The 22,232-nt window shown below is 54.5% G+C and carries 13 protein-coding genes and 1 rRNA gene; 7 read left to right on the top strand and 7 right to left on the bottom strand.

Features of this window, described 5'->3' with window-relative positions; all coding sequences use genetic code 11:
• The 7 genes from H3T92_RS04435 to arfA form a co-directional block, all read right to left on the bottom strand.
• A 16S ribosomal RNA gene (locus H3T92_RS04435) occupies window positions 1-71 on the bottom strand; the annotation flags it as partial.
• A 522-nt stretch (window positions 72-593) separates the two neighbouring features.
• The gene (locus H3T92_RS04430) at window positions 594-1,430 is read right to left on the bottom strand and encodes an alpha/beta fold hydrolase (RefSeq protein WP_186279302.1); all 837 of its coding nucleotides are present in this window, start codon (window positions 1,428-1,430) and stop codon (window positions 594-596) included.
• A gap of 77 nt (window positions 1,431-1,507) precedes the next feature.
• Entirely contained in the window at window positions 1,508-2,569 is a 1,062-nt protein-coding gene (locus H3T92_RS04425; RefSeq protein ID WP_144084785.1) for a LacI family DNA-binding transcriptional regulator, read from the bottom strand.
• A gap of 98 nt (window positions 2,570-2,667) precedes the next feature.
• On the bottom strand, window positions 2,668-3,552 hold the full coding sequence (locus tag H3T92_RS04420; protein WP_024627137.1) for a carbohydrate ABC transporter permease: 885 nt from the start codon (window positions 3,550-3,552) through the stop codon (window positions 2,668-2,670).
• A 1-nt stretch (window position 3,553) separates the two neighbouring features.
• Window positions 3,554-4,468: a carbohydrate ABC transporter permease gene (locus H3T92_RS04415; protein ID WP_144084786.1), complete on the bottom strand. Its 915-nt coding sequence runs from the start codon at window positions 4,466-4,468 to the stop codon at window positions 3,554-3,556.
• Window positions 4,469-4,521: 53 nt separating this feature from the next.
• Window positions 4,522-5,922: an ABC transporter substrate-binding protein gene (locus H3T92_RS04410; protein ID WP_144084787.1), complete on the bottom strand. Its 1,401-nt coding sequence runs from the start codon at window positions 5,920-5,922 to the stop codon at window positions 4,522-4,524.
• A gap of 55 nt (window positions 5,923-5,977) precedes the next feature.
• Window positions 5,978-7,510 (bottom strand): arabinosylfuranosidase ArfA, encoded by a 1,533-nt coding sequence (arfA, locus tag H3T92_RS04405; protein WP_144084788.1) that lies wholly within the window; start codon window positions 7,508-7,510, stop codon window positions 5,978-5,980.
• Window positions 7,511-8,170: 660 nt separating this feature from the next.
• Between arfA and H3T92_RS04400 the strand changes: the two genes are divergently transcribed.
• From H3T92_RS04400 to H3T92_RS04370, 7 genes are all read left to right on the top strand, one after another.
• Complete coding sequence (locus tag H3T92_RS04400) at window positions 8,171-11,563, top strand: Ig-like domain-containing protein (RefSeq protein WP_198189408.1); 3,393 nt, start codon at window positions 8,171-8,173, stop codon at window positions 11,561-11,563.
• Window positions 11,564-11,868: 305 nt separating this feature from the next.
• On the top strand, window positions 11,869-14,022 hold the full coding sequence (locus H3T92_RS04395) for a glycoside hydrolase family 36 protein (RefSeq protein ID WP_232341856.1): 2,154 nt from the start codon (window positions 11,869-11,871) through the stop codon (window positions 14,020-14,022).
• A 107-nt stretch (window positions 14,023-14,129) separates the two neighbouring features.
• Entirely contained in the window at window positions 14,130-15,485 is a 1,356-nt protein-coding gene (locus H3T92_RS04390; RefSeq protein WP_144084790.1) for an ABC transporter substrate-binding protein, read from the top strand.
• Between the two features lie 144 nt (window positions 15,486-15,629).
• Complete coding sequence (locus H3T92_RS04385) at window positions 15,630-16,586, top strand: carbohydrate ABC transporter permease (protein WP_232341855.1); 957 nt, start codon at window positions 15,630-15,632, stop codon at window positions 16,584-16,586.
• On the top strand, window positions 16,583-17,470 hold the full coding sequence (locus tag H3T92_RS04380; protein WP_144084792.1) for a carbohydrate ABC transporter permease: 888 nt from the start codon (window positions 16,583-16,585) through the stop codon (window positions 17,468-17,470). Before H3T92_RS04385 ends, H3T92_RS04380 begins: the two co-directional genes overlap by 4 nt.
• Window positions 17,471-17,688: 218 nt before the next feature.
• Window positions 17,689-18,729 (top strand): LacI family DNA-binding transcriptional regulator, encoded by a 1,041-nt coding sequence (locus tag H3T92_RS04375; protein ID WP_144084793.1) that lies wholly within the window; start codon window positions 17,689-17,691, stop codon window positions 18,727-18,729.
• Window positions 18,730-19,081: 352 nt separating this feature from the next.
• A complete protein-coding gene (locus H3T92_RS04370; protein WP_144084794.1) occupies window positions 19,082-22,069 on the top strand; it encodes a glycoside hydrolase family 3 protein in 2,988 nt (995 codons plus the stop codon).
• Window positions 22,070-22,232 lie beyond the last annotated feature (163 nt).

Genomic DNA, 22,232 nt, shown 5'->3' with positions numbered 1-22,232 from the left:
TCCCGTTCGACTTGCATGTGTTAAGCACGCCGCCAGCGTTCATCCTGAGCCAGAATCAAACCCTCCACAAAAAACCATGAAGAAGGCCGAAACAGCCCACATCAATAATTGACGGGCCAGCTTCCATAAGGAGGAAACCAACCCACGAAAAACCCCGACACCAATTACACGCTCCCACGAAACCCCACAACAAGGGAAGGCGCCGGACTGGCAATCAAAAAGCTATAAGTAGCACAAACACGCTCTTGAGTTCTCAAACCACCACCACACCAACAGCTCCAAGCCCTCCGAAGAGTCCTCATCACTGCCGGGCAGCAAGAAGTAAACTTACACGAGTTTGGGTTGACCTGCAAATTGGCATACTGAAATCACGGTGGAACCCAATGATTTCGCGGTTTCTACGGCGTGTCGGTTTTTGCCGACCAAGCCCCGCTCAATTGGCCTTCACCTATCCAGGAGCCCCGCGCACTCTTCAGCGAGGCTCAAACCAATATCTTCAATGACTCATATTAGTAGATTCGGTTCTTCGCAAGAGGTATTTCCACCATGCGGATGAACGCGTGCAGCCAGGCTGCAGTTCCTTCTTACGCGCGCTACACGCAGAGGGCTTTAACCGTTGCTGCGAACCGTTCTGGCTCGTCCCACTGTGGGCAGTGCCCTGAACGGTCAAAGCGGATGAACCGATGCGCGCTCTTCAGCCCATCAGCAAACCACTCAACCAGACTGCCTGGCAGATGACGGTCATACTTGCCGCTGATGAAATAAACAGGGGCCCCGAAAGAGGTCTGCCCGTTGAAATCGACCTGCTCCAGCTCAGCGTCCAAGCGCGCCCGGGACTGAGCCACCCCCTTGACATGGTTGAGCAGACGCGACCAGTTGTAGCAGGGCGAGCGCAGGTAGGTCATGATCCGTCCCAGAGATCCGAACAGCATGGCAACCCCGCCACGCGACAGCAGCTCATCGACCATCAGCACCACGTCGGCAGCCCCGCTCTCCTTGCTGACGATCGCACCAAGCCGGGAGCCCAAACTCTGTTGCCCCCAATGCCGTCTTAACCGAAGAGCGGCGCGCATGCTGACAACCTGTCCAAGACCGATGTAACAGCGAACGAGCGAGGGATACCGCTTCACCATCTCCAGTCCCAGGACGCTGCCCCATGAATGACCGATGAGGATGAGGGAATCCTGCCCGTAGGCACGAAGAAGCTCAAGCACGAACTGGTGAACGTCCTCAACCATCGAATCGATGGTCACTACCTCGCCAGGCGCAAAAGGATGATAGGACAGCCCACTGCCTCGCTGATCCAGGTTGATGAAGCGGAAATCGCGCTCCAAGGCCGCGTTGTAGCGCATGGTCAGCGGAATGCAGGCATCACCCGGACCACCATGGAGGTAAAGAATGATAGGAGCATGAGGAGGTGCCGGATTCATCGAGAAAACAAAGCGCGCACCATTGATCCGCGTCCCATATAATCGGGAGCTACTGGGAACTACCGCAATGCGACCAGTCATGGAGTCATTTTATCGGCATCTTTTCCAACCTGTGTTGAATCACGTTCAACAAGCTCAAAACCCGTGGTATAAGTACGCACAGGGCCCGCATATCCGTTGATTCGCTCAATCAGCATGCTGACCGCCACCCGGGCATAGTCGTCAATCAAAGGGTCGATAGTCGTCAAAGCAGGGTTGGAATAGCTTCCCTCTGGGGTATTGTCAAACCCCACTACCTGAATATCCTCTGGAATCGAACGACCTCTTTTTTGAACTTGATGCATCACTCCATAAGCAACTGCATCATTCAAGCAAATGATTCCATCGACATCAGGATGATCATCCAAGAGGAAATCGGCTGCCTTAATCCCCTCGTCGGTCATCAGGCGCGGCAGGCTGACAATAAGACTGGAATCAACTTCCAGTCCGCGCTCCTCAAAAGCTTGTATATATCCCCTGACCCGGAGTTCCTGAGTTCCTTCCACCGCGGAAAAGACCGATCGGCGACTGTACTTGGCTGGCGCCCCAACCAGAGCCAACCGTCTGCAACCCGCGTCAAGAAGCCGTCCCGTTGCAAATCGCTCTGCCTCAGTATTCGGCATGGTGACAAAGTCTGCCTTGCCATATGGGCGATAGTCCCCGGTCATCACCAGAGGGTAGGTCTGCGAAAGCAGAATACCCTTGTCGCGCAAGGGCCGTTCAACGAAAAATATCCACCCATCTGCGGCCAGATGGTAGGTCTCGTCGATAATGGTTCGAATACCTGACCCGCCCGAGCTATAGGTACTAACTACCACACCATACTTACGCTCACGGGCGGTTTCTATCACCTTGTCAGCCAGATAGGCCCCAAAGGGCTGGGTGAAATCGAATATTCCCAGCCCCAGGATGCCCGTTGCTCCTGTCTTGAGCGATCTGGCTGACATATTGATCTGATAGCCCAATTTGGCCATGGCTGTTTTGACACGTTCCCTGGTCTCGGGACGCATACTGCCTGAATGGTTCAACACGTTGGAAACGGTCTTTATGGAGACGTTTGCCTCTTTGGCCACATCCTTGATGGTCACTCGTCTCCGCATTGCCGCTCCTTATGGATGCAACGATCACTCCCTCTTCGAGAATATACGTGCCCCCCACCGAAACGACGAGAGGCACAAACGGGACATACTAGGATTGCCTATTCTTTGACGGCACCAGCTGTCAGCCCGCTTACCCAGTACTTCTGCAGGAAAAGGAAGGCCAAGACAAGAGGAATGACTGAGATAAAGGCTCCGGAGGTAATCAGGTTCCATACCTGCTCCGACCCTGAGCCGGCATTCGACTTGGCCTGCCACTGGGTCAATCCCACTGTAATCGGGAACAGCTTGGTATCGGCAAGCACAACTTGCGGAAGAAAATAGTTGTTCCAACAGTTGACCACGGAAAGCAGGAAAACCGTGGTTATGGCCGGGGTCATGATAGGCAGGGCCACCTGGATGAAGGTCCGGATTTCCCCGGCTCCATCAACCCTCGCCGCCTCCAGCATTTCGTCTGGCAGAGATCCCGTGCAGTACACGCGCATCAGGTATGTGCCGAACGGCGACAGCAGCGAAGGCAACAGAACCGCCCAGAGCGTATCGTTCATTCCTATCTGCGACATCAGAATAAAGGTGGGGATGACCAAGGCGGTCGTCGGAATCATCAGGGCGCCCAGCACGATATCGAAATAGGCATTTCTGCCGGCAAACCTGAACTTTGCGAACCCGTAACCGGCCATGACCGAAATAATAGTGGCCCCCAGTCCTCCGACAAAGGCATATAGGAAGGAATTCAGCAGCCATCGCCAATATATGCCCCCTTCGTAGGTGCTGAGCTCCTTGATATTGTCGAAAAGCGCAAAATGCTTGTCGAACCAAAGGGATCCACCCGTACCCATAAACAGTCCAGAATTGGATTTTGTCGCGGCCACAACCAGCCACCACACAGGCATCAGGAAATAGATGATGCATACGATCAACAGAAGATTCGAACCCACGCGATGTGGCTGGGCGATTCTACGAGCCGCATCCTTTTCCTTTAGCATGCTAATCCCCTAACCCAGACTGCTTGCGGGTAACCCGCATGAATATCACACTGAAAATAACGACCAGAAGCCCCAAAGCGAATGAGATCGTTGCCGAGTAGTTAATCTGGTTGTAGTTGAAGGCCAACGCCTGGGCATACATATTAGGCGTGTATTCCGGGGGTATGGCCGAGTTGGCATTATTGCGCAACACCATTGGCTCCGTATAGAACTGCAAGGTCCCAATCAACGAAAAGATCGTGACCATGACCAACGAGCTGCTGATCATAGGCGTTTTGATCCGAACAGCTATCTGCAGCTCCGAAGCGCCATCCAACCTAGCGGATTCGTATAGATCATGCGGTATGGCTCTCAGGGCAGAGTAGAGAATTACCATGTAATACCCTGTCCACTGCCATGTGACCATATTGACCAATGCTCCGAATATGCCGTTTGTACTCAAAAAATCTGGTGGCTGACGGCCGAATAAGGCAAAGATCGAAGTAAACGGACCCAGGTTCTTCGAGTAAATGAATCCCCACATCAGCGCCCCGATGACCACCGGGATGGCATAGGGAAGGAAGAACAGAAGCCGGGAAGCGGACGCCAAACGCGTCATCATGGAATCGATAACCAAGGCTAGAATCAGCGCCAAGCCAAGTTGAATCGGCACCATGACCAACGTATAGATCACGACCCTGCCCATGCCTTTGAGGAATATAGGGTCCGAAAAGGCCCGTCGATAGTTTTCCAGGCCGGTGAAAACACTTCCACGCACTTGCGTGTAGGTGAAAAGGGACACGTAAAAGGCATAAACTAGCGGGACGACCAGAAATACAATAAAAACAATGCCGAAAGGCAGCGTGAAGAACCAACCCCACAGATTATCCTTGCTCAGCCGGCGACGCCTTTTGGCAGACACATATTTTGCTGACATGATTTATCCTCCCGGGGGGAGTGATCAGCTCCCCCCATGAGATCCGACCAGACTTACTGAGATACCTTGAATCCTTGCTGCTTGGCATAGTCGCTTAGCGTTTGCTGCAAGGAATCCAAGCTCGTTGAGGCATTCTTCCCGTCTCGGAGAATGGCGGAGAGTGTCTTGGTCTGTTCGTCATTGGCATATGTCTGGAACGGAAGGAACTGATATCCTTTGTACCCCTGGGCCACCGGAGCAATAATCTTATTGATTTTTTGATTGCCGAAGAACGGCTCCTGCCTATCCAAGAAGGCTGCCGAGCTGAGTTTCTTGGTCCATGTAGGATACAGGCCGCTGTCATTGACTGCAATATCCTGTGCGGCATCATCACCAAAGAGCTCCATGGCCACCTTCGCTGCAGCCTCGGTATGCTTGGCCTGATCAGTCACAGCCATTCCCGAGCCGCCGCAGTTGACATCAGGATCTGACTGGTCCCAAACAGGGGCTTTGGCAATCTGCCATTGTGATCCCTCCTGCACTCCGCTGACACCGTTGAGGTATCCGACCAGCCAAGAGGCATGGATGATTGTCGCATAGGAACCGTCGACGTTCTTCTTATTCCATTCTGCAGTGTCTGTATCATCCGTCGCAACAATGTCATCCTTGGCTAGTTTCTGCCAGAAGGAGACGACTTTCTTTACCTTGTCGGAATTAATGTTGATACCGACATTTTCAGGATCATTGGCTGAATACTTGAAGACTTTAGCGCCATTCTGATCGTAGTAGGCGTAGTTGAACAGCGTGCCATTAGGCTGCCAGTTGCCTATATGCCCTGCGTAGCCCTTCTGCTTGAGCTCACGCCCCGCTTGTTCATACTCATCCCAAGTCGTTGGCGGCTTGACCTGATACTTGTCGAAGATATCCTTGCGGTAATACATGACCACAGGACCCACATCCACCGGCACTCCGTAGACTCCTTTAGAACCTCCCAGTTGGACATCTTTCCAAGCGCCTGCCGTGTAATTGCTCCGGATCTTATCTACGCCGAACTTCGACAGGTCCACCAGATGCTTTTCCACACCTGACGCGAATTGTGGCATAACTGCATACTCGAGCTGAATCACATCGGGAGCACCGGACTTGGCCTTAATGGTGGTGTTGAATCGAGAGTATGCCTTGGCAGACTGATCGGCGCTGGTCCAGCAGACCTGAAGATCATCATGTGTTTCATTGAAGTGATCAACCAGCTTGCCGAAAGCAGGGTACCAAGCCCATACAGTCACCTTTTCAGCATTGGGCTTTTTAACCGTATTGCGGCATTTGGCAGTATCGTTGGCTTTGGCATCGTTATGCACTTGGGATGCTTCGTTATTAGACGAGCCAGAGGGCGATCCAGGAGAACCGCAAGCTCCTGCTGCCAACGCCATCACAGCTACCAGTACCGACGCACCCATGAGTCGTGCTGTTTTCATCTTTTCTCCTTTTTGAACTCTGCCGCCCACTTCCTTGTTGGGCGGCAAAACTGATTCATGCGAACAACAGCATCGTCCAAGACACAGGAGGAAGCGTGACGCATCCCTGCCTGCCATTGTTTTCGATGACTGCGGTTCTGTTCCGGTAAGGAACCACCCTTTCTTGTTTCTGAGCCGTATTTGCGGCTTGTGAATCATCATCATGGAGGGTAAAGGCTTCAACCTGTGAATATGAGGCACTCTCGCCGAGGTCAACGGTAAATTGATTGTCGCCTTTCGCCGAACGATTGACGACGAACACCGCCAGTGTGCCGTCAGAGCGCTGAACAGCTGCAGCATTGACATCGGCCACCGTGCCGTAGAGGTTGGTATGGTGCTCAGAGCTTTCCAGCGGAGCAGACAATACCGTACCGCCCTTGGCATATCGTGCAGCATAAGCAAATGGATAGAAAATCGTCTGCCTCCAGGCATCCCCGCCCGGCTCGGTCATGATGGGGGCTATGACATTTACCAATTGTGCCAAAGAAGCAGACCTAACAACGTCTACATTTTGCAGAAGGGTGATCAGCAGGTCGCCGAAGACAACGGCATCAGTGACAGTATATGTATCTTCAAGAAGGCGGGGTGCGATCGGCCAGTTGTCGATACCCTCTGGATTCTTTGATTTCTCCCCATCCTGATACCACACGTTCCATTCATCAAAGGAGATATAAACCTGATGATCACTATGCCGCTCGGCTTTCACAGAGTTAATCACTGCGGACACATCCCTGATGAAGGAGTTCATATCAACCCCGGAGGCCAGAAAACTCTCCATATCGCCATTGTGAGGCTGGTAATAGGCATGGCAAGAGATGAAATCCACATAATCATAGGTATGTTCCAGCACTGTCCGTTCCCATTCGCCGAACGAGTCCATGGCATGGCTGGAAGAACCGCAGACGACCAAATCCAGATCCGGGTCAAGCTGCTTCATTCCTGCCGCAGTCTTGGCCGCCATCCGGGCATAATCAATCGCATCGCAATGGCCTAGCTGCCAGGGACCGTCCATCTCATTGCCCAAACACCACATACGGATGTTGAAAGGCCGGTCTGCCCCATTCTGGCGTCGCAAATCCGATAGAGCTGTTCCAGAGGGAATGTTGCAGTACTCCAAAAGATCCAGGGCTTCCTGGATCCCCTGTGTCCCCAAGTTCACAGCCTCCATCAGCTCATTGCCGCCGAGTTCAGCAAGCCAGTCCTCCATCTCATGGAGGCCAAACTGATTGGTTTCAGTGGAATGCCATGCCAAATCAAGCCGACGTGGCCGGCTGGCAGGGTTACCGATTCCGTCTTGCCAACGGTAGCCTGACACGTAGTTGCCGCCAGGATATCTAATGGTCGAAACACCCAGTTCCTTTACCAGATCGATGACATCCTGCCTGAATCCGTGGCCATCGGCTCTCGGATGGTCAGGTTCGTAAATCCCCGTATACACACACCGACCAAGGTGCTCGACGAATGAGCCGAACAGCCTATCATCGACCGCCGCTAACTGATACCTCCCGTCCACATGCATATACGACCGTCTCTGACGGGTTTGCGCCATGGATTCCATTCCTCTGCTACCTCCATACCGAATGAAGCGAAACAACGTTGTCTTAAACCCGGGAACCGATGCCAGTGCATCAGCGCCCTGATATTTAATACAACCTTGTACTTCTTAACTGACAATGTACTCTATATACGATTGCCTGACAAATCAAGTATTCTGAACTACTCTTTTTCAAATACACAATGGTAAATATTCGAATAGCTGCCCAAATGAATACTAACGTTGTATCTATTCCTTTGTGCCAGACGCGGACGCAGTTATCTCAGCAGCGAGATCGCCTACCCCTGCACTCAATAAATATTGCTATATTCTCAATTATGAGAACGTTATCTATATAAAATAGGGTCTCTAGAGAAAGCCTATTCTCTCGTGGGTTTTATAACTCTATAGAAGCTCATATTTGACGATAGAACGTTTTCACAATATGCTGTTTTTAGTCGCGTCGATGATGCCATCGATGGGCATTCACGAGACAGAACCAACATTGAAATGAAAGGAGCCTTGCACATACCAGCGCACCCAAGCCGATTATGACCTCGCCGTTGAGGATCAGACGGCCAACGCGTGAACAATGTAGTTCTCAGCATCACTCACTCGGATCCCGAACTATCCGAATCTAGCGATTGCTTTGCATTCCGATGAAAGAAACGCATCATGGGAAAATATCAGACACTTATAGCATTAGCAGTGAGCGCGGGCCTGCTGACCGGAACATGCGTTCTGCCAGCAGCCTACGCCGATGAAGCCAAACCAGCGCAAGTCCTCCAAGTCGATATGGGCAAGATAACCGGGAATTTCCTCGGCGGAGCTTCGGGAACCCTGTACGGCTTGGGCGACGAAGGATCGCCGACAGATGCCATTCTCGACGGCGCCCGTGTGGAGAATTCCTCACAGAAACCGCCAACAGGTTCCCAACACCCCAGCGGAGACGCCCTGGCTTTGGAGGGTCAGTTCTTTGCTAATGGAGGACGAGAACTGGCAGTATACATGCAAGATTATTACCCAGATTGGTCCTATAACCATGGTTCACGCCCAGGCGATGACCGGTCATATGTAACTAATGTGCCCGTCAGCGATCCCAGGTATGGCACTTACAGCGATGAGCCCAATGGGCGCTGGGATTATAGCGAAGTCGTCGAAATCGTCGTCAATAAGATACTGTCCCAATCAGAGCATCCTGACCAATACACTTTTATCCCCTTCAACGAGCCAGACGGAGGCAACTGGTACTACACAGGCGACGATGCCCAGAACCCGCTGTTTAAAACGACTTTCCTCAATGACTGGGACACAGACTACCGACTGATAGAAGCCATCTGGCAACAATACAAGACTGGCGAGAAGCCGAGCAAGGTGCGCCCCACAGCCGAGCACGCCCGCATAGCCGGCCCTGGGGACTCATCCTTCAGACAGAATAGATCAGAGGCCTTTTTGCGCCATACCAAGGCAGAGGGAACCCTGCCGGATGTCTTCGTTTGGCATGAGCTGGGCAAAGAAAGCCTGCAGAATTATCGCACCCACTACGCGAATTATCGCGCTTTGGAAAAGGACATCGGCGTGCCTGCCAGAAAGATCAACATTACCGAGTACGGAGAGCTACGCGACATGTCTGTGCCAGGTCAACTTGTGCAATGGATGAGCATGTTCGAGGACACCAAGGTCCAGGCCGAGACCGCCTACTGGAACTATGCAGGCAACTTATCAGACAATATGGCCAATGCCAACGCCGCCAATGCAGGCTGGTGGCAGTTCAAATGGTACGGAGATCTACGAGGAGATCAGACCGTCTCTGTGGATTCCGGGCACCGCAACAAGATCGACTCGCTCCAGGGCATAGGGGCGTTGAATGCTACCAACCACAAGGGAACAGTCTTGTACGGAGGCGCCAATGACGAAAATGCTGATCAAGTGAAGAACACAGGGGCCAACATTCCGGTGACCGTACACCTAACTGGATTAGACAAGGCAGGATTCGGCTCCACAGTGGATGTCGAAGTGCGCGAGAATACTTTTACAGGACCAGACGGCATCGCTGCATCCCCCCGCGTGGTAAATGCGATCTCAAATGCTCAGGTACACAATGGCACACTCGATGTCACCACAACCAGCGTAGACCGGTATGCCTCATACCAACTCGTAGTCACGCCACACCAGGACCGGTCACTGCGCACGGATGACCAATTGGGCCGAAACCTTCAAGTCACAGAAGCTGAACGGACCAAATTATCCGGCGGCGCCCGTGCTTACGACAAAACACCTTCGGGCAATGGGTGGAGCTACTTCATGACGTCCGGCAACGGTGATGTCGGCAACTTCAAGGATGGGGCCACAGCTGACTGGGAAGTCCAAACCCCTGCCGACGGCAAATACAGGCTGCAGGTAATCAGCGGAAACACAGGATTCCCAGGGACTAATAAGGTCAGCGTGGACTCCAAAGCCGTTGGCGAATTGGACTATCACGCCGAACTTGCCATGAAAGATGCCGCGAAATGGCTGTATAGGGGAAGCACTCAGCTGGAGATGAACCTTACTCAAGGACGACACATCATCAGTATCCATGGGTCGACGGCCTTGGATAACACCCTTGACAAGTTCCTCCTGTACAGGATTCCCGAGGATCGCGATGGAACCAGCGATGCCGTAGACTACCCAGCTACGCAATTTCGCCTTGCCGGCGGAGCCTCGCTCGATTTCTCCAATGAAGGCAGTCGCGGGTTCGCCGAACTTCGATCAGGCCATGCTCATGCCTTCATCCACGGCTGGTCCCAGGGATGCCACACGATCAAACTCGTCTATCGGGCCGCCAAAGGAACACCGATTGCCCTGAACATGAATGGAAAAACCCTCCCGGGAATCACTGCCGCCTACTCAGGTCTGCAATCGACCAGTCTTGAGGTGGCACTGAGTGAAGGCATCAACAGTCTGGACCTTTCGGGAACAGGCGTGAGTCTACGCGATGTTCAGGTCGCCGCATCCAAGGATCTGCGTCACTCTGCCATCTCCCTTCAGGCAGAGGATCAACAATTGAACGGCGGAGCGAGCGCGATCACTGAGAATTCGTCCAATGCCGAAAACCACCAATACGTGATCGGCCTGGGAAATCAGTTCACCACTGCTGAAAGCGGCCCAGCCGGATACGGCGATCGCACCCGTGTAGTGGTTGAGAATAGCAACAACAGACCAAAGGTGAATACGCACAATCCCGGCATCATGACCATTCCGGCAGGCACGGTTCCTCGTGGGGACTATATGGTGGCCGTCAGATTCTCCAACGATGCCTTCATCGGCAAGCACGACTATAACCCGCAAATCGTGGACCTCGGACTGCAAATCCGCCAGGGGGATGGCCACGGCCCCGAACTTGCCAGAGGTTCGTTTAGGTATACCTATTCCGACAGAAGCTTCTTGAACCGTTCGCTGCAGGTATCCACGAATGGAGGGGCCCTATCACTGGGGAACTGGGATCCGGCTGGAACGGGCAGAGGCGCTGTCTCCTGGGGAGTGGCACCGAATATCGACTCCCTGATTTTCTACCCTGAAATCATCGGGACGCCGACATCCGAAGACCTAGAGTCCCACCCATCAGAACCAGGTTCAGTCACCATCCATGCCCCCGGTCTGGCTCAGGGCCGAATGACACTGCGTAAGGGCCAGAAATTGCAGTTGACCGCCACAGATTCGCAGAGATCATCTGATGCCGCCATCACCTGGTCCACATCGGATCCACGCATAGCAACGGTAGACCCCCAAGGCATCCTGTCTGCCCTTGAGGTTGGCAACTGCACGATCACAGCAAGTTCCGGAAGTGCCAGCTCGTCCTTCCGTCTTCAGGTGATTCCGGCGACATCCGCAGATGCGTCAACCGCGAACGATTCAAAAGCTAAACCTAGGTCGAGCGCGAAAGCAGCAGGACAAAAAGGTCAGGAATTCCGACTTTCATCCACAGGGTCTGCAGTTACGCTCATCCTCCTTACAACCATCGTGCTTGTAGGAACTTCCGTTCTGGCTTTCATGATGGTCCAGCATTCTCACGGCAAACAGTCATGACATACTGTGCATACTGTGAGGCTTAGTCGAATTAACGGCTTTCCTGTGGCCATTCCCCATTCCGATAGCCACAGGAAGACCGGCATCGCCGGCAGACACACCTGCAACCCGACAGAAACGACACGCTTAATTGACTCGATAACGTTTTCAAATTACTCTGTGTTTTTAGGGATCGACCTTCGTGGTCATAGGGATATGAACATTCTCCAAGACCACAGAGAGGCGATCAGCAAATAAGCAGGGAAGGTTGTTTGCGGTTATCGGTCACCACGATCTCCACCGACACCCGACTGGGCTGTAATCATATGGCAGAGGACATCATGACACATGACTTTCAATGGGGTAATAATCGTCTATCCTTGTTTTTCCATTGGGATGACGACGCTCCGGTCAGCATAGGTCGGATTACGTCGGATGATGTGGACATGAGGATCGACGACAATCTGCCCCTTGTGGAGATCATGGCCGCTGGCTTCGGTCATTGGATTGCCTGCGAAAGGCTGGTCAGCACTTCAATCGGGGCTGGCATGCGATACGTTTCTCATCATTCTGACAAATCTGAAAACGGTATCAATTCGTTGCACGTACGAATGGAGAACCGTACCGCCGGTCTTCAAGCTGACGTGACCTATCAACTTCCTACGAATCAGACCACGTTTCGAACCTTTGTAACAGTGACCAATATCGGAAACCGCCCGATCAGCCTCGAATCAGTCACTAGTTGGGTCAGTCTGTTCGGATCCACGCCCGGAGCACAGCAGGATGCAGGCAGCTGGAAACTTCTTCATGGCGCTTTCGCCTGGTTGGGCGAAAACCGCTGGCACTCTGAAAAAACCGAGGATCTCTTCCCTCAACTCTCACAGGAACTGACTGGCAACAATCCACGTAACGAGTACAAAGCGATCTCCACAGGCACGTGGTCAACCGGTCACCAGGCCCCGCTCGCGGTCCTATGCAACAAGAGCCATACAGCCACTTGGATTTTCCAAGTCGAGCACAACGGAGCTTGGCGATGGGAGGTCGGCGACTACACCGTCGATGGATACATGGCTTTATCCGGACCCACAAATGAAGATCACTCCTGGTCAAAATGCCTTGCACCGGGGCAAACCTTTACGTCCGTACCAGCCTCGGTCACTCTGGCCTCTTCCTTTCAATCGGCCTACGATTCCCTGATCGCTTATCGGCGGACTTTCGGCACGCACGTGGCCAAGGACCAATATCCGCTAGTGGTTTTCAACGACTACATGAATACCATCAACGGCGACCCGACCACCGAGAAGCTGCTTCCCCTTATCGACAGCGCAGCTGAAGTGGGCGCCCAGGTCTTCTGCATCGACTGCGGCTGGTATGACGATTCCGGCGATTGGTGGCCGTCAGTGGGCGAATGGAAACCTTCCACGACGCGCTTCCCAGGGGGATTCGCCGAGGTGATTGATGCCATTGTCTCGCGTGGCATGGTTCCCGGTCTGTGGATGGAACCTGAGGTCGTGGGCGTGCGTAGCCCTATCGCCGCCGCTCTGCCAAACACAGCCTTTTTCCAGCGCAATGGTCGTCGTGTCGTCGAACAGGACCGTTACCTATTGGACTTCCGAGCTGATAAGGCTCGAGAGTATATGGACTCGGTCGTCGACAGACTTATCGGCGAATTCGGCATCGGCTACTTTAAGTTCGACTACAACGTCTCTCCAGGAGCCGGCACCGACAATCAAGCCGACAGCCTAGGAGACGGGCTTCTAGGTCACAATCGGGCCTACTGCGGCTGGTTGGATGCTTTGCATGAGCGTTATCCAAATCTAATTCTTGAGAACTGCTCCTCAGGTGGCATGCGCGAAGATTTCATGCAGACCAGTCACTTCCGTGTCCAATCAACTTCGGACCAGCAGGATTATCGTCTCTATCCACCGATCGCAGCATCTTCACCAATGATGACCGTGCCGGAGCAGACGGCCAACTGGGCCTATCCACAAGCTTCCATGAGCTTGGAAGAGATCGCCTTCAACCTGAACACCAGCATGCTGGGCAGATTGTTCATTTCGGGCTTTCTCAATGCAATGGATGAGGACCAGCGCAACCTGATTGCCCAGGCCGTACAGACCTACAAGTATCACATACAGCCCATCGTTTCCAGAGCTGTTCCTTTTTGGCCCATGGGACTGCCCGGATGGACAGACAAGGCACTGGCCCTCGGTCTTCGCTATGACCAGAGCGCACTAGTGACGGTGTGGGCTCGAAACCCTGCCGGCGAAGAAAGCAATGTGGTCTTATCCCTGCCTGATTTCGCCGACTCAGCCGTTGACATTCATACCATCTTCCCCACAGGCGAACGATTCGCGCCATGGAAAATCCTTTGGGACCAGAACGCTGCCAAGCTGCGTTTGCAAGCGCCAGAGCGTCGATTCACGTCCCGAACCATATTAGTCACAAGAAAGGAGGCCCAAGGTCAAAGTCGTCTTTAAGGAATTACCGGCAGGCGTCAACACCTACAAACCGGGGTTTCCGAGTAGCCATTCATGATGGGCAGAAGGTTCCACGAAGGATCGTGGAACCTAGGAAAGGAATTTCAATGAAGATATTCAACACAACCCGAGTCGGCGCGGCCATCGCCCTGACGGGTGCAATGGTTTTCTCTCTGGTCGGGTGCTCGAATCCCTCGACTGGCAGCAGTGACAGTGCCGATACAAGCTCTAAGGATTATTGGCCTTCGGCAACGCAAAAACTCGACGGAGTCGAGCTGAAGATGTGGGTAGCCCAGAACTCCAACAAGATTCCGCTGAAAGTGGTCTCGAACTTCGAGAAGGCTACGGGTGCCAAAATCGATGTCCAGACCATTCCTGATCCGTACGAGCAGAATGTCCAGACGAAGATCACGACTGGAGATACACCCGACCTGGCCTTCTGGCAGCCCACCAAGTCCATGCTGGCTGGTTTTATCGCCCAGGATAAGCTGCAAAAGCTCGATAATGCGCCTTGGGTAAAGAACTACACCCAGGGCATCGCCGATGCCGGTGGCGTAGTGGACGGCACCCGTTATGCGGCTCTTTTCTCCACCCCGCCAGTTGAGGGCGTCTTCTACAACAAGGAAGTCTTCAAGAAGGCCGGTATCACCGAGACACCTAAAAATTGGAACGACCTGGTCGAGACCGCTAAGAAGATCAAAGCGGCCAATGTCCCTGGAGTGAACTCCCCCCTGTTCGAAATGGCAGGCTCACAATGGGGTACCCAGTACGCGGTATCCGTCCAACTGGCCGAGGCGGCTCAGAACGGCCTCTGGGACCGCATCAATACCGGAAAAGAGAAGTTCACCGACAAAACCATTCAGACCGCAGTCGACAACTACAAGCAGCTCTTTGATGAGGGCCTCTATAACAAGGACGCAGGATCAGCCAAGGACACCGACCAGGCCGCAGCGCTCTGGGACGGCAAGACCGGAATGATCATCCAGGTCAATTCGCTGTTCAACGCCGTGGCGGCTCTGGCCAAGAATGATAAACAGGCCTTGGACGAAAGAATCGGCTTCTTCCCCATTTCCAAGGATGGGAATGTCGGAACCATCATCCCCGAACAGAACAACGCGCTGGTGGCCTTTAAGAGCAAGGACAGCAAAAAGGAAGCCGCCGCTCGTCAGCTCATCAATTACTGGATGAGCACCGGATACGCAGACTTCGTCAAGGACCAGAAGATCATCTCCGTACTGAAGGGGGTTAAGTCCCCTGATTCGGTTCCCCAAGCCTTGATTGATTCCGCAGCTGCGATCAAGACCGGCGTAGGCTCCATGCAGTCCCTGGCCATAGCCAATCCTGATCTTTACATCAATTTGGCCGATATGGTCAACGGCACGAAGTCGCCCCAGGATGTGACCAAGGCGACCCAGGACCAGTTCGCTCAATTGGCTAAAGCACAGGGGGCCAAGAACTTCTAAAGGTTCCTGTCTTTGTCCTGCTTCCGGCAGCTGCTCACACCAAGGCAACAGCCGGAAGCGGTCATCATGCACGACATCGGATGGGCATCGGGGCCGGCGCTCCTGATCCTGATGCCCATCTCATGGAAGGAAAAGCAGATAAGTATGGTAAACCATGCAACCGAGGGGGTCACACCTCACGGAGGGCGAAGAAGGAACAGATTGATCACCCCCGTCAATCCCATCAAAACGCTTATGAAGCAGAACTACCCGCTGCAATTCGTCATTCCGGCATTTGTGGTCCTGCTGATCTTCTTCTTCATTCCGACGATCATGAATTTCATCTACGCCTTCACCAACTGGTCAGCCTTTGGCAAGACGATTGATTTCAACGGGGTACGCAATTTCGTCGATCTGTTCCGTTCGGGCACCTTGATGCGGGACCTGCGCATCACCCTGGTCTATGCCATTCTCGTGGCCATATTCCAGAACACCTTCGGCTTGATCCTGGCGGTCTTTCTCGAAGAAGACACCCGCCTCAACAGGTTCGCTCGCGTCATGTTCTTCGTCCCAGTCATCATGTCGGCCCTAGCGGTTGGCTACATATGGCAGGCCGTGCTCAAATCTGATGGCGCCCTCAATCAGATACTCTCCTTCTTCCTGGGACGGACAATCGACCTGGCTTGGCTGGGTAACACCACATGGACCATCGTTCTTGTCGCAGCAATCCACGGATGGAAATGGATGGGCTTGTCTATGCTGATCTTCCTGGCCGGACTCAAAACCATCGATCCGGACGTTTTGGAAGCTGCAAGCATTGATGGCGCCAGCAAAAGCCAGATATTCTGGAAGATCAAGTTCCCGCTGCTGGCTCCAGCATTCACTTTCAATGTCGCCACATCACTCCTGGGCTCGATGAACGGCTTTGACATTGTCCAGGCGACTACAGCAGGAGGACCTGGTGGATCTACAGAAATACTGAACATCTTTATTTGGAGAACCTTCGGTCAGGGACTCTACTCGCAGTCGACAACCATGAGCCTGGTCCTGTTTGTCATGGTGATGATCATCGCCATCCCCCTGATCATCTACCTGCGGAGAAGAGAGGCAAAGATCCTATGACATCGGCAACCTACACGCCGGATACGGCCACCCAGGCCCAAAGCAGCACAACTGTGAACAAACGATCCAAAACCGGCACCATCGTCCATGCGGTACTGGTGGTTCTGGTCATGCTGGTTCTCTTGGGCGTTCCTTTCTGGCTGCTCATCGTTACGGCCGGAAAAAGCCAGGCCGAGGCGATCCGCCCCACGATGAGCCTGCCCAGCCATTGGCAGCTCTTGCAGAACTTCTCGACCGTCATCACCGATGGCAAAATGATCAAGGCTTTCTTCGGATCGGTGATCGTTACGGTGCCCTCGGTCTTTCTGGCTCTGTTGCTCGGCTCTATGGCATCCTGGGTACTTGCCCGTCGAGCCACCAAGCCAATGACTGTGGTGTACGCCCTTTCCATCTCTGGCCTTGTCCTGCCGCCGGCAGTGGTGACCGTTATGATGCTGCTCAAGATCATCGGCCTATCAGGGACAGCTCTGGGAATGATCGGGGTCTACGTCGGAATCTACCTGTCTACGGTTATCTTCTTCGTCACTGGATTCATCCGGACGATACCGATCTCTCTTGAAGAGGCCGCACGCATGGACGGGGCCAGTCCTATGCGGATATTCTTCACGATCATCCTTCCCCTCCTGGGACCGACTCTTGCCACAGCAACCATTCTGGTCACCCTCTATATCTGGAACGACGTCTTCTACTCGCTCTTCATACTTTCCGGCAAGATGGATCTGTTGCCGCTGAATCTCTACAACATCGCCTCTGCCGGACTCTACCTGAACAACTGGCATCTGATCTTCGCCTATATCATTCTGATGAGCCTGCCACTGCTGATCATCTTCGCCTTGGCACAGCGCAAGATCATTTCAGGCATCACCGGTGGAGCAGTGAAGTAGACCGAATGAGGAGGCCGGAAGCCGACGGCAGGGTATCAGCATGACACCGCCCGCGTCCGGCCTCCTCATGTACTATGAAGTGGCCGGAAGTCGACGGCAGTGGCAGTCGGCCAAAAGGACGGACGAACAGATGTCGCTCCGTCAGTCTGATTCTGCAGGTATGCGTGAATTCCATCCGATGGTCAGGCACAAGGCGGCATATGGGTATGGGAGTTGCTATGGCTAGGACGGTCGATCACAATAAACCGGCATCCATCAAAGACGTTGCTGTCCTGGCCCAAGTTTCTGTTCCCACTGTGTCCCGGTACCTCAACAGCCCAGAACGGGTCAGCAGGGAAAAACGCGACAGAATTGCCAAAGCTGTGAAGCTCCTACGCTACCGCCCCAATCCTATTGCCAGAGCCTTGGTTAAGGAACGGACCAAAACCATCGCTGTTCTCTCGACAAATACCACTCTGTTCGGCCAATCGCAGACCATCTTTGGCATCGAGGAAAGAGCGCAAAAGGCTGGGTACACATTGAATATCGGAGTTCTGAGCCCAGAGGCGGGCGAGCAATCACGCCAGCGCATCCAATCGATTTTGGACCAGAATCCGGCAGGCATTGTACTCCTTGATTACGATCAGGTTAGCGACGATGCTTTCGCTTACGTGAACAAGGATCTGCCCATCATCCTCATTGCCGGCAACCGGAAATCGGATGTCACTCAAATTTCCATGCAGGAGCGCGACGGAGGGTATGCGGTAACCTCCTATCTGTTGGGGTTGGGACACAAAACCGTGTATCACGTCAGCATTCCCGGTGGCGCTGGCGGATACAGCCGCCTGGCCGGATGGAGATCCGCCTGTGAGGATGCCGGAGTGCCGGCACCAGCACCCATAAAGGCTGATTGGGATCCAGAGTCCGGCAAGCGCATAGGGTCAGCCTTGGGACGAAAGCCTGAGGTCACCGCCATTTTTGCCGGCAATGACGAGATCGGCATGGGCATCATCCGAGGCCTCAACGATGTGGGCCGACGAGTGCCCGAAGATGTATCAGTAGCAGGCTTCGACGATCATCCTATTGCCAAGATCTGGAATCCCTCCCTGACGACGATCCATCAGGATTTCTTCAAGGCCGGAGAAAAGGCCTTCGACCTATTGAAAACGGAAATCGACGATGTCGATCAAGGGCGAGGCAGAACCGATGACTGGAACAGGCTGGTTGAGCTACCAGGCCACCTGATCGAACGAGAGTCGACCGGGGTTCCTAGATCGTAGTGACACAGAGTGCGAGAATCGTTCCCATCACACCCGTCTCTCTGATTTTCAAACCTATACTTGACCTATACTTGCTTTCCCCAAAGGGGTGTCGCGCCACTTCGCACACGCAAATACACGCCGCGAAACAAATCAGGTTATGCGGCGAATTCGACAGTTCGCGCATGTGCAGCCACAGAAACACGTCGTAAATGATTAACTGAAATTGTGGCATAAAGGCGTGTCGATGCAGCTGAAGGTCGCTCGCCCACCCAGGAGGCGGATCACAGTTCAAATGCTCCGTCTGCTGCGTGACCGGCCCATAGTCGTGACCGGGTGAAGCTTCGGCAGAGAACAGAGGAAAGTAGCGAACATGTTCAGTGTCAATCTGAGCGATGTGGTCGCCGTACTCAAGTCGCTGATACCCCAGCTGGTGGTTATCGGCGTCTTTCTGGTACTGGCCCTGCTGATCACGATCGCCGTGAACAAGCACACCGTCAAAAACGTAGCCAACCGAAAGATGATCCACTCCCAGTCCTGGCTGGTGGCCTTTGTGGCTGTCGTCGCAGCCCTGGCGACCATGCTCCTTGGACCCTTGTCCAACCTGATCACCAAGTCCACCAGCAAGCACGAGCTGCAGCCGGCGACCGTTACCGCAGCCCGGAACCTGGCCAAGGACATCCAGCGTGAGTCCGTCACCATGCTGCAGAATTCGGATGGCACACTCCCCCTGAAGTCCGACAAGGTCAACGTCTTCGGCTGGGCCTCGACCAACCCCGTCTACGGCGGCACAGGCTCCGGCTCCATGTCGGCAGACAACCCCACCACCAGCCTGCTTGACGGCATCTCCTCAGCCGGTCTGAAGACCAACAAGGAGCTGAGCGACTTCTATACCAAGTACCGCGCGGACCGTCCCAAGGTCGAGATGTTCGCCCAGGACTGGACCCTGCCCGAACCCACGGCCGACAAGTACACCAGCAAGCTCATGGATGATGCCAAGCAGTTCTCCGACACCGCCGTGGTGGTCATCGGTCGAGTGGGCGGCGAGGGCGCCGACCTGCCGAAGGACATGAAGGCCAAGGACATCACCTATCACGACAACGACAAGGCCAATCCGGACTTCAAGCAGGGCCAGAGCTTCCTGGAGCTGTCCAAGCCCGAAAACGACATGATCGCCAAGGTCACCAGCTCCTTCGACAAGGTGGTCCTGGTCTACAACGGCGCCAACACCTTCAACCTGAACTTCGTGGGTCAATATCCGCAGATCAAGTCCGTCCTCTGGTGCCCGCCCCCGGGGCAGGCCGGCTTCACCGCCCTGGGCGAGGTCCTGAAAGGCAAGGTCAATCCCTCAGGCAAGACCTCTGACACCTTCGTGCGCGACCTGACCAAGACGCCGACCTACAACAACTTCGGCTCATTCACCTACACCAATATGGACGACCACAAGGCCACCTTCACCGGGTTCACCGGCAAGCCCGAAACCACTACGCCTACCTTCGTGGACTACAACGAAGGCATTTACGTGGGCTACCGCTTCTGGGAGACTGCGGCCAAGGAAGGCCTGATCAACTACGACCAGATGGTCCAGTACCCCTTCGGATACGGCCTGTCGTACACCACCTTCAGCCAGAAGATGGGATCGATCCATCATGCTGACGGGAAGATCTCCTTTGATGTGACCGTCACCAACACCGGCGCCAAGGCCGGCCGCGATACGGTCCAGACCTACTTCGAGCCTCCCTACACCAACGGGGGCATCGAGAAGGCCAGCGCCAACCTAGTCTCCTTCAAGAAGACCAAAATCCTGAATCCCGGCAAGAGCCAGACCATCCCGGTGAGCTTCAAGGACGAGGACATGGCCTCCTATGATGCCGACCATGCCAAGGCCTACGTGCTGGACCAGGGCGACTACGGCATCTCCATCCGATCCGACTCCCACCGTCCAATCCAGTCCGACACGGTCAACATCGCCCATACGGTCACCTATGACAAGAGCAATCCTCGCTCCGTCGACAAGGTTGCAGCCACCAACAGGTTCGACGATGCCAAGGGCACGGCGACCTATCTGTCCAGGGCCAACCACTTCGCCAACTATGAGGATGCCGTGGCGGCGCCCAAGAGCACCGAGATGCCCGAGGAGGCCAAGGCCCACTTCTACAACAACAGCAACTACGACCCCAAGAAGTTCGACAACGACAGCGACAAGATGCCCACGACAGGTGCCAAGAACAATGTCAGGCTCTACCAGCTGCGCGACAAGAAGTACGACGACCCCATGTGGGACAAGCTGCTGGACCAGCTCAGCGTCAAGGACATGGACAGTCTGATCGCCATGAGTGGCTATGGCACCCAAGCTGTCAAGGGCATCGGCAAGATCGAGCTCACCGATGCCGACGGCCCCGCTGCCCTGAACAACAACTTCACCAAGGTCGGTTCCCTGGGCTTCCCCTCATCCACCTCCATGGCCTGCACCTGGAACCCCGGTCTGGCCACCCGCTACGGCGAGATGATCGGCACCATGGCCCATGACATGGATGTCTCCGGCTGGTATGCGCCGGCCTTCAACATCCACCGCAGCGCCTTCTCCGGACGTAACTTCGAGTACTTCTCCGAAGACCCCGAAATCAATGCAGTCATGGGATCCAACGAGGTCGCAGCAGCTCGGTCCAAGGGCGTCTACTCCTTCATGAAGCACTTCGCCATGAACGACCAGGAGACCAACCGCAACAACATGCTGGCCACCTGGGCCAACGAGCAGACCATCCGCGAGATCTACCTGAAGCCATTCCAGGCTGCTGTAGTCAAGGGCGGTGCCCAGGCTGCCATGAGCTCATTCAACTACGTCGGCACCACCTACGTGGCCGCCTATGCGCCGCTGATGCAGGATGTACTGCGCGGTGAGTGGGGCTTCCGCGGCATGGTTCTGACCGACTACTTCGGCGTCTATGGTTACCAGAACGCCGACCAGTTGATCCGCAACGGGAACGACGCCATGCTGGCCACCACCGAGGTGACCAACCACGTCAAGGACAAGAGCGCCACCTCGGTCAAGGCCATGCGCCAGGCTAGCCACAACATCCTCTACACGGTCGTACATGGCTACAAGTACGCCAATGGCGACCCCAAGGTGCAGACCCCTGCCTGGCAGATCGCCCTCTACGTGGCACTGGTTGTGCTGGCCCTGATCTTCCTGGCCCTGGAGTACCTGGCCTTCAGAAGGTTCAAGGCACGTCGCAGCGCTGTGGATGTGGGCACCCTGAGCGATCTGGCGGACGACGCCCGGCAGACCCGCGCCCAGGATCCGGCCAGCATGGAGACCACACCGTCCGAGGACAGCTCCGACCAAGGGCCGACGGCCTGATCCTCCATCTCTGTTGATCTGCTCCTCGGCGGACGGACCTATGCACCGTCGGCCGAGGAGCGGATCGACACCCCCGTTGACGCCCAGGCAGCATTCATGCCAGGAAAACAACAGGTTATGCAACCCGCTCGAGCAGGCCTCGGCAGTCGGGGAATAATGAAAA

Source organism: Bifidobacterium sp. W8112 (genome assembly GCF_016101425.1).
GTDB classification, from domain to species: domain Bacteria; phylum Actinomycetota; class Actinomycetes; order Actinomycetales; family Bifidobacteriaceae; genus Bombiscardovia; species Bombiscardovia apousia.
Note: the sequence above shows the minus strand (reverse complement) of the source record. Positions and strands in the feature narration are given on the sequence as shown.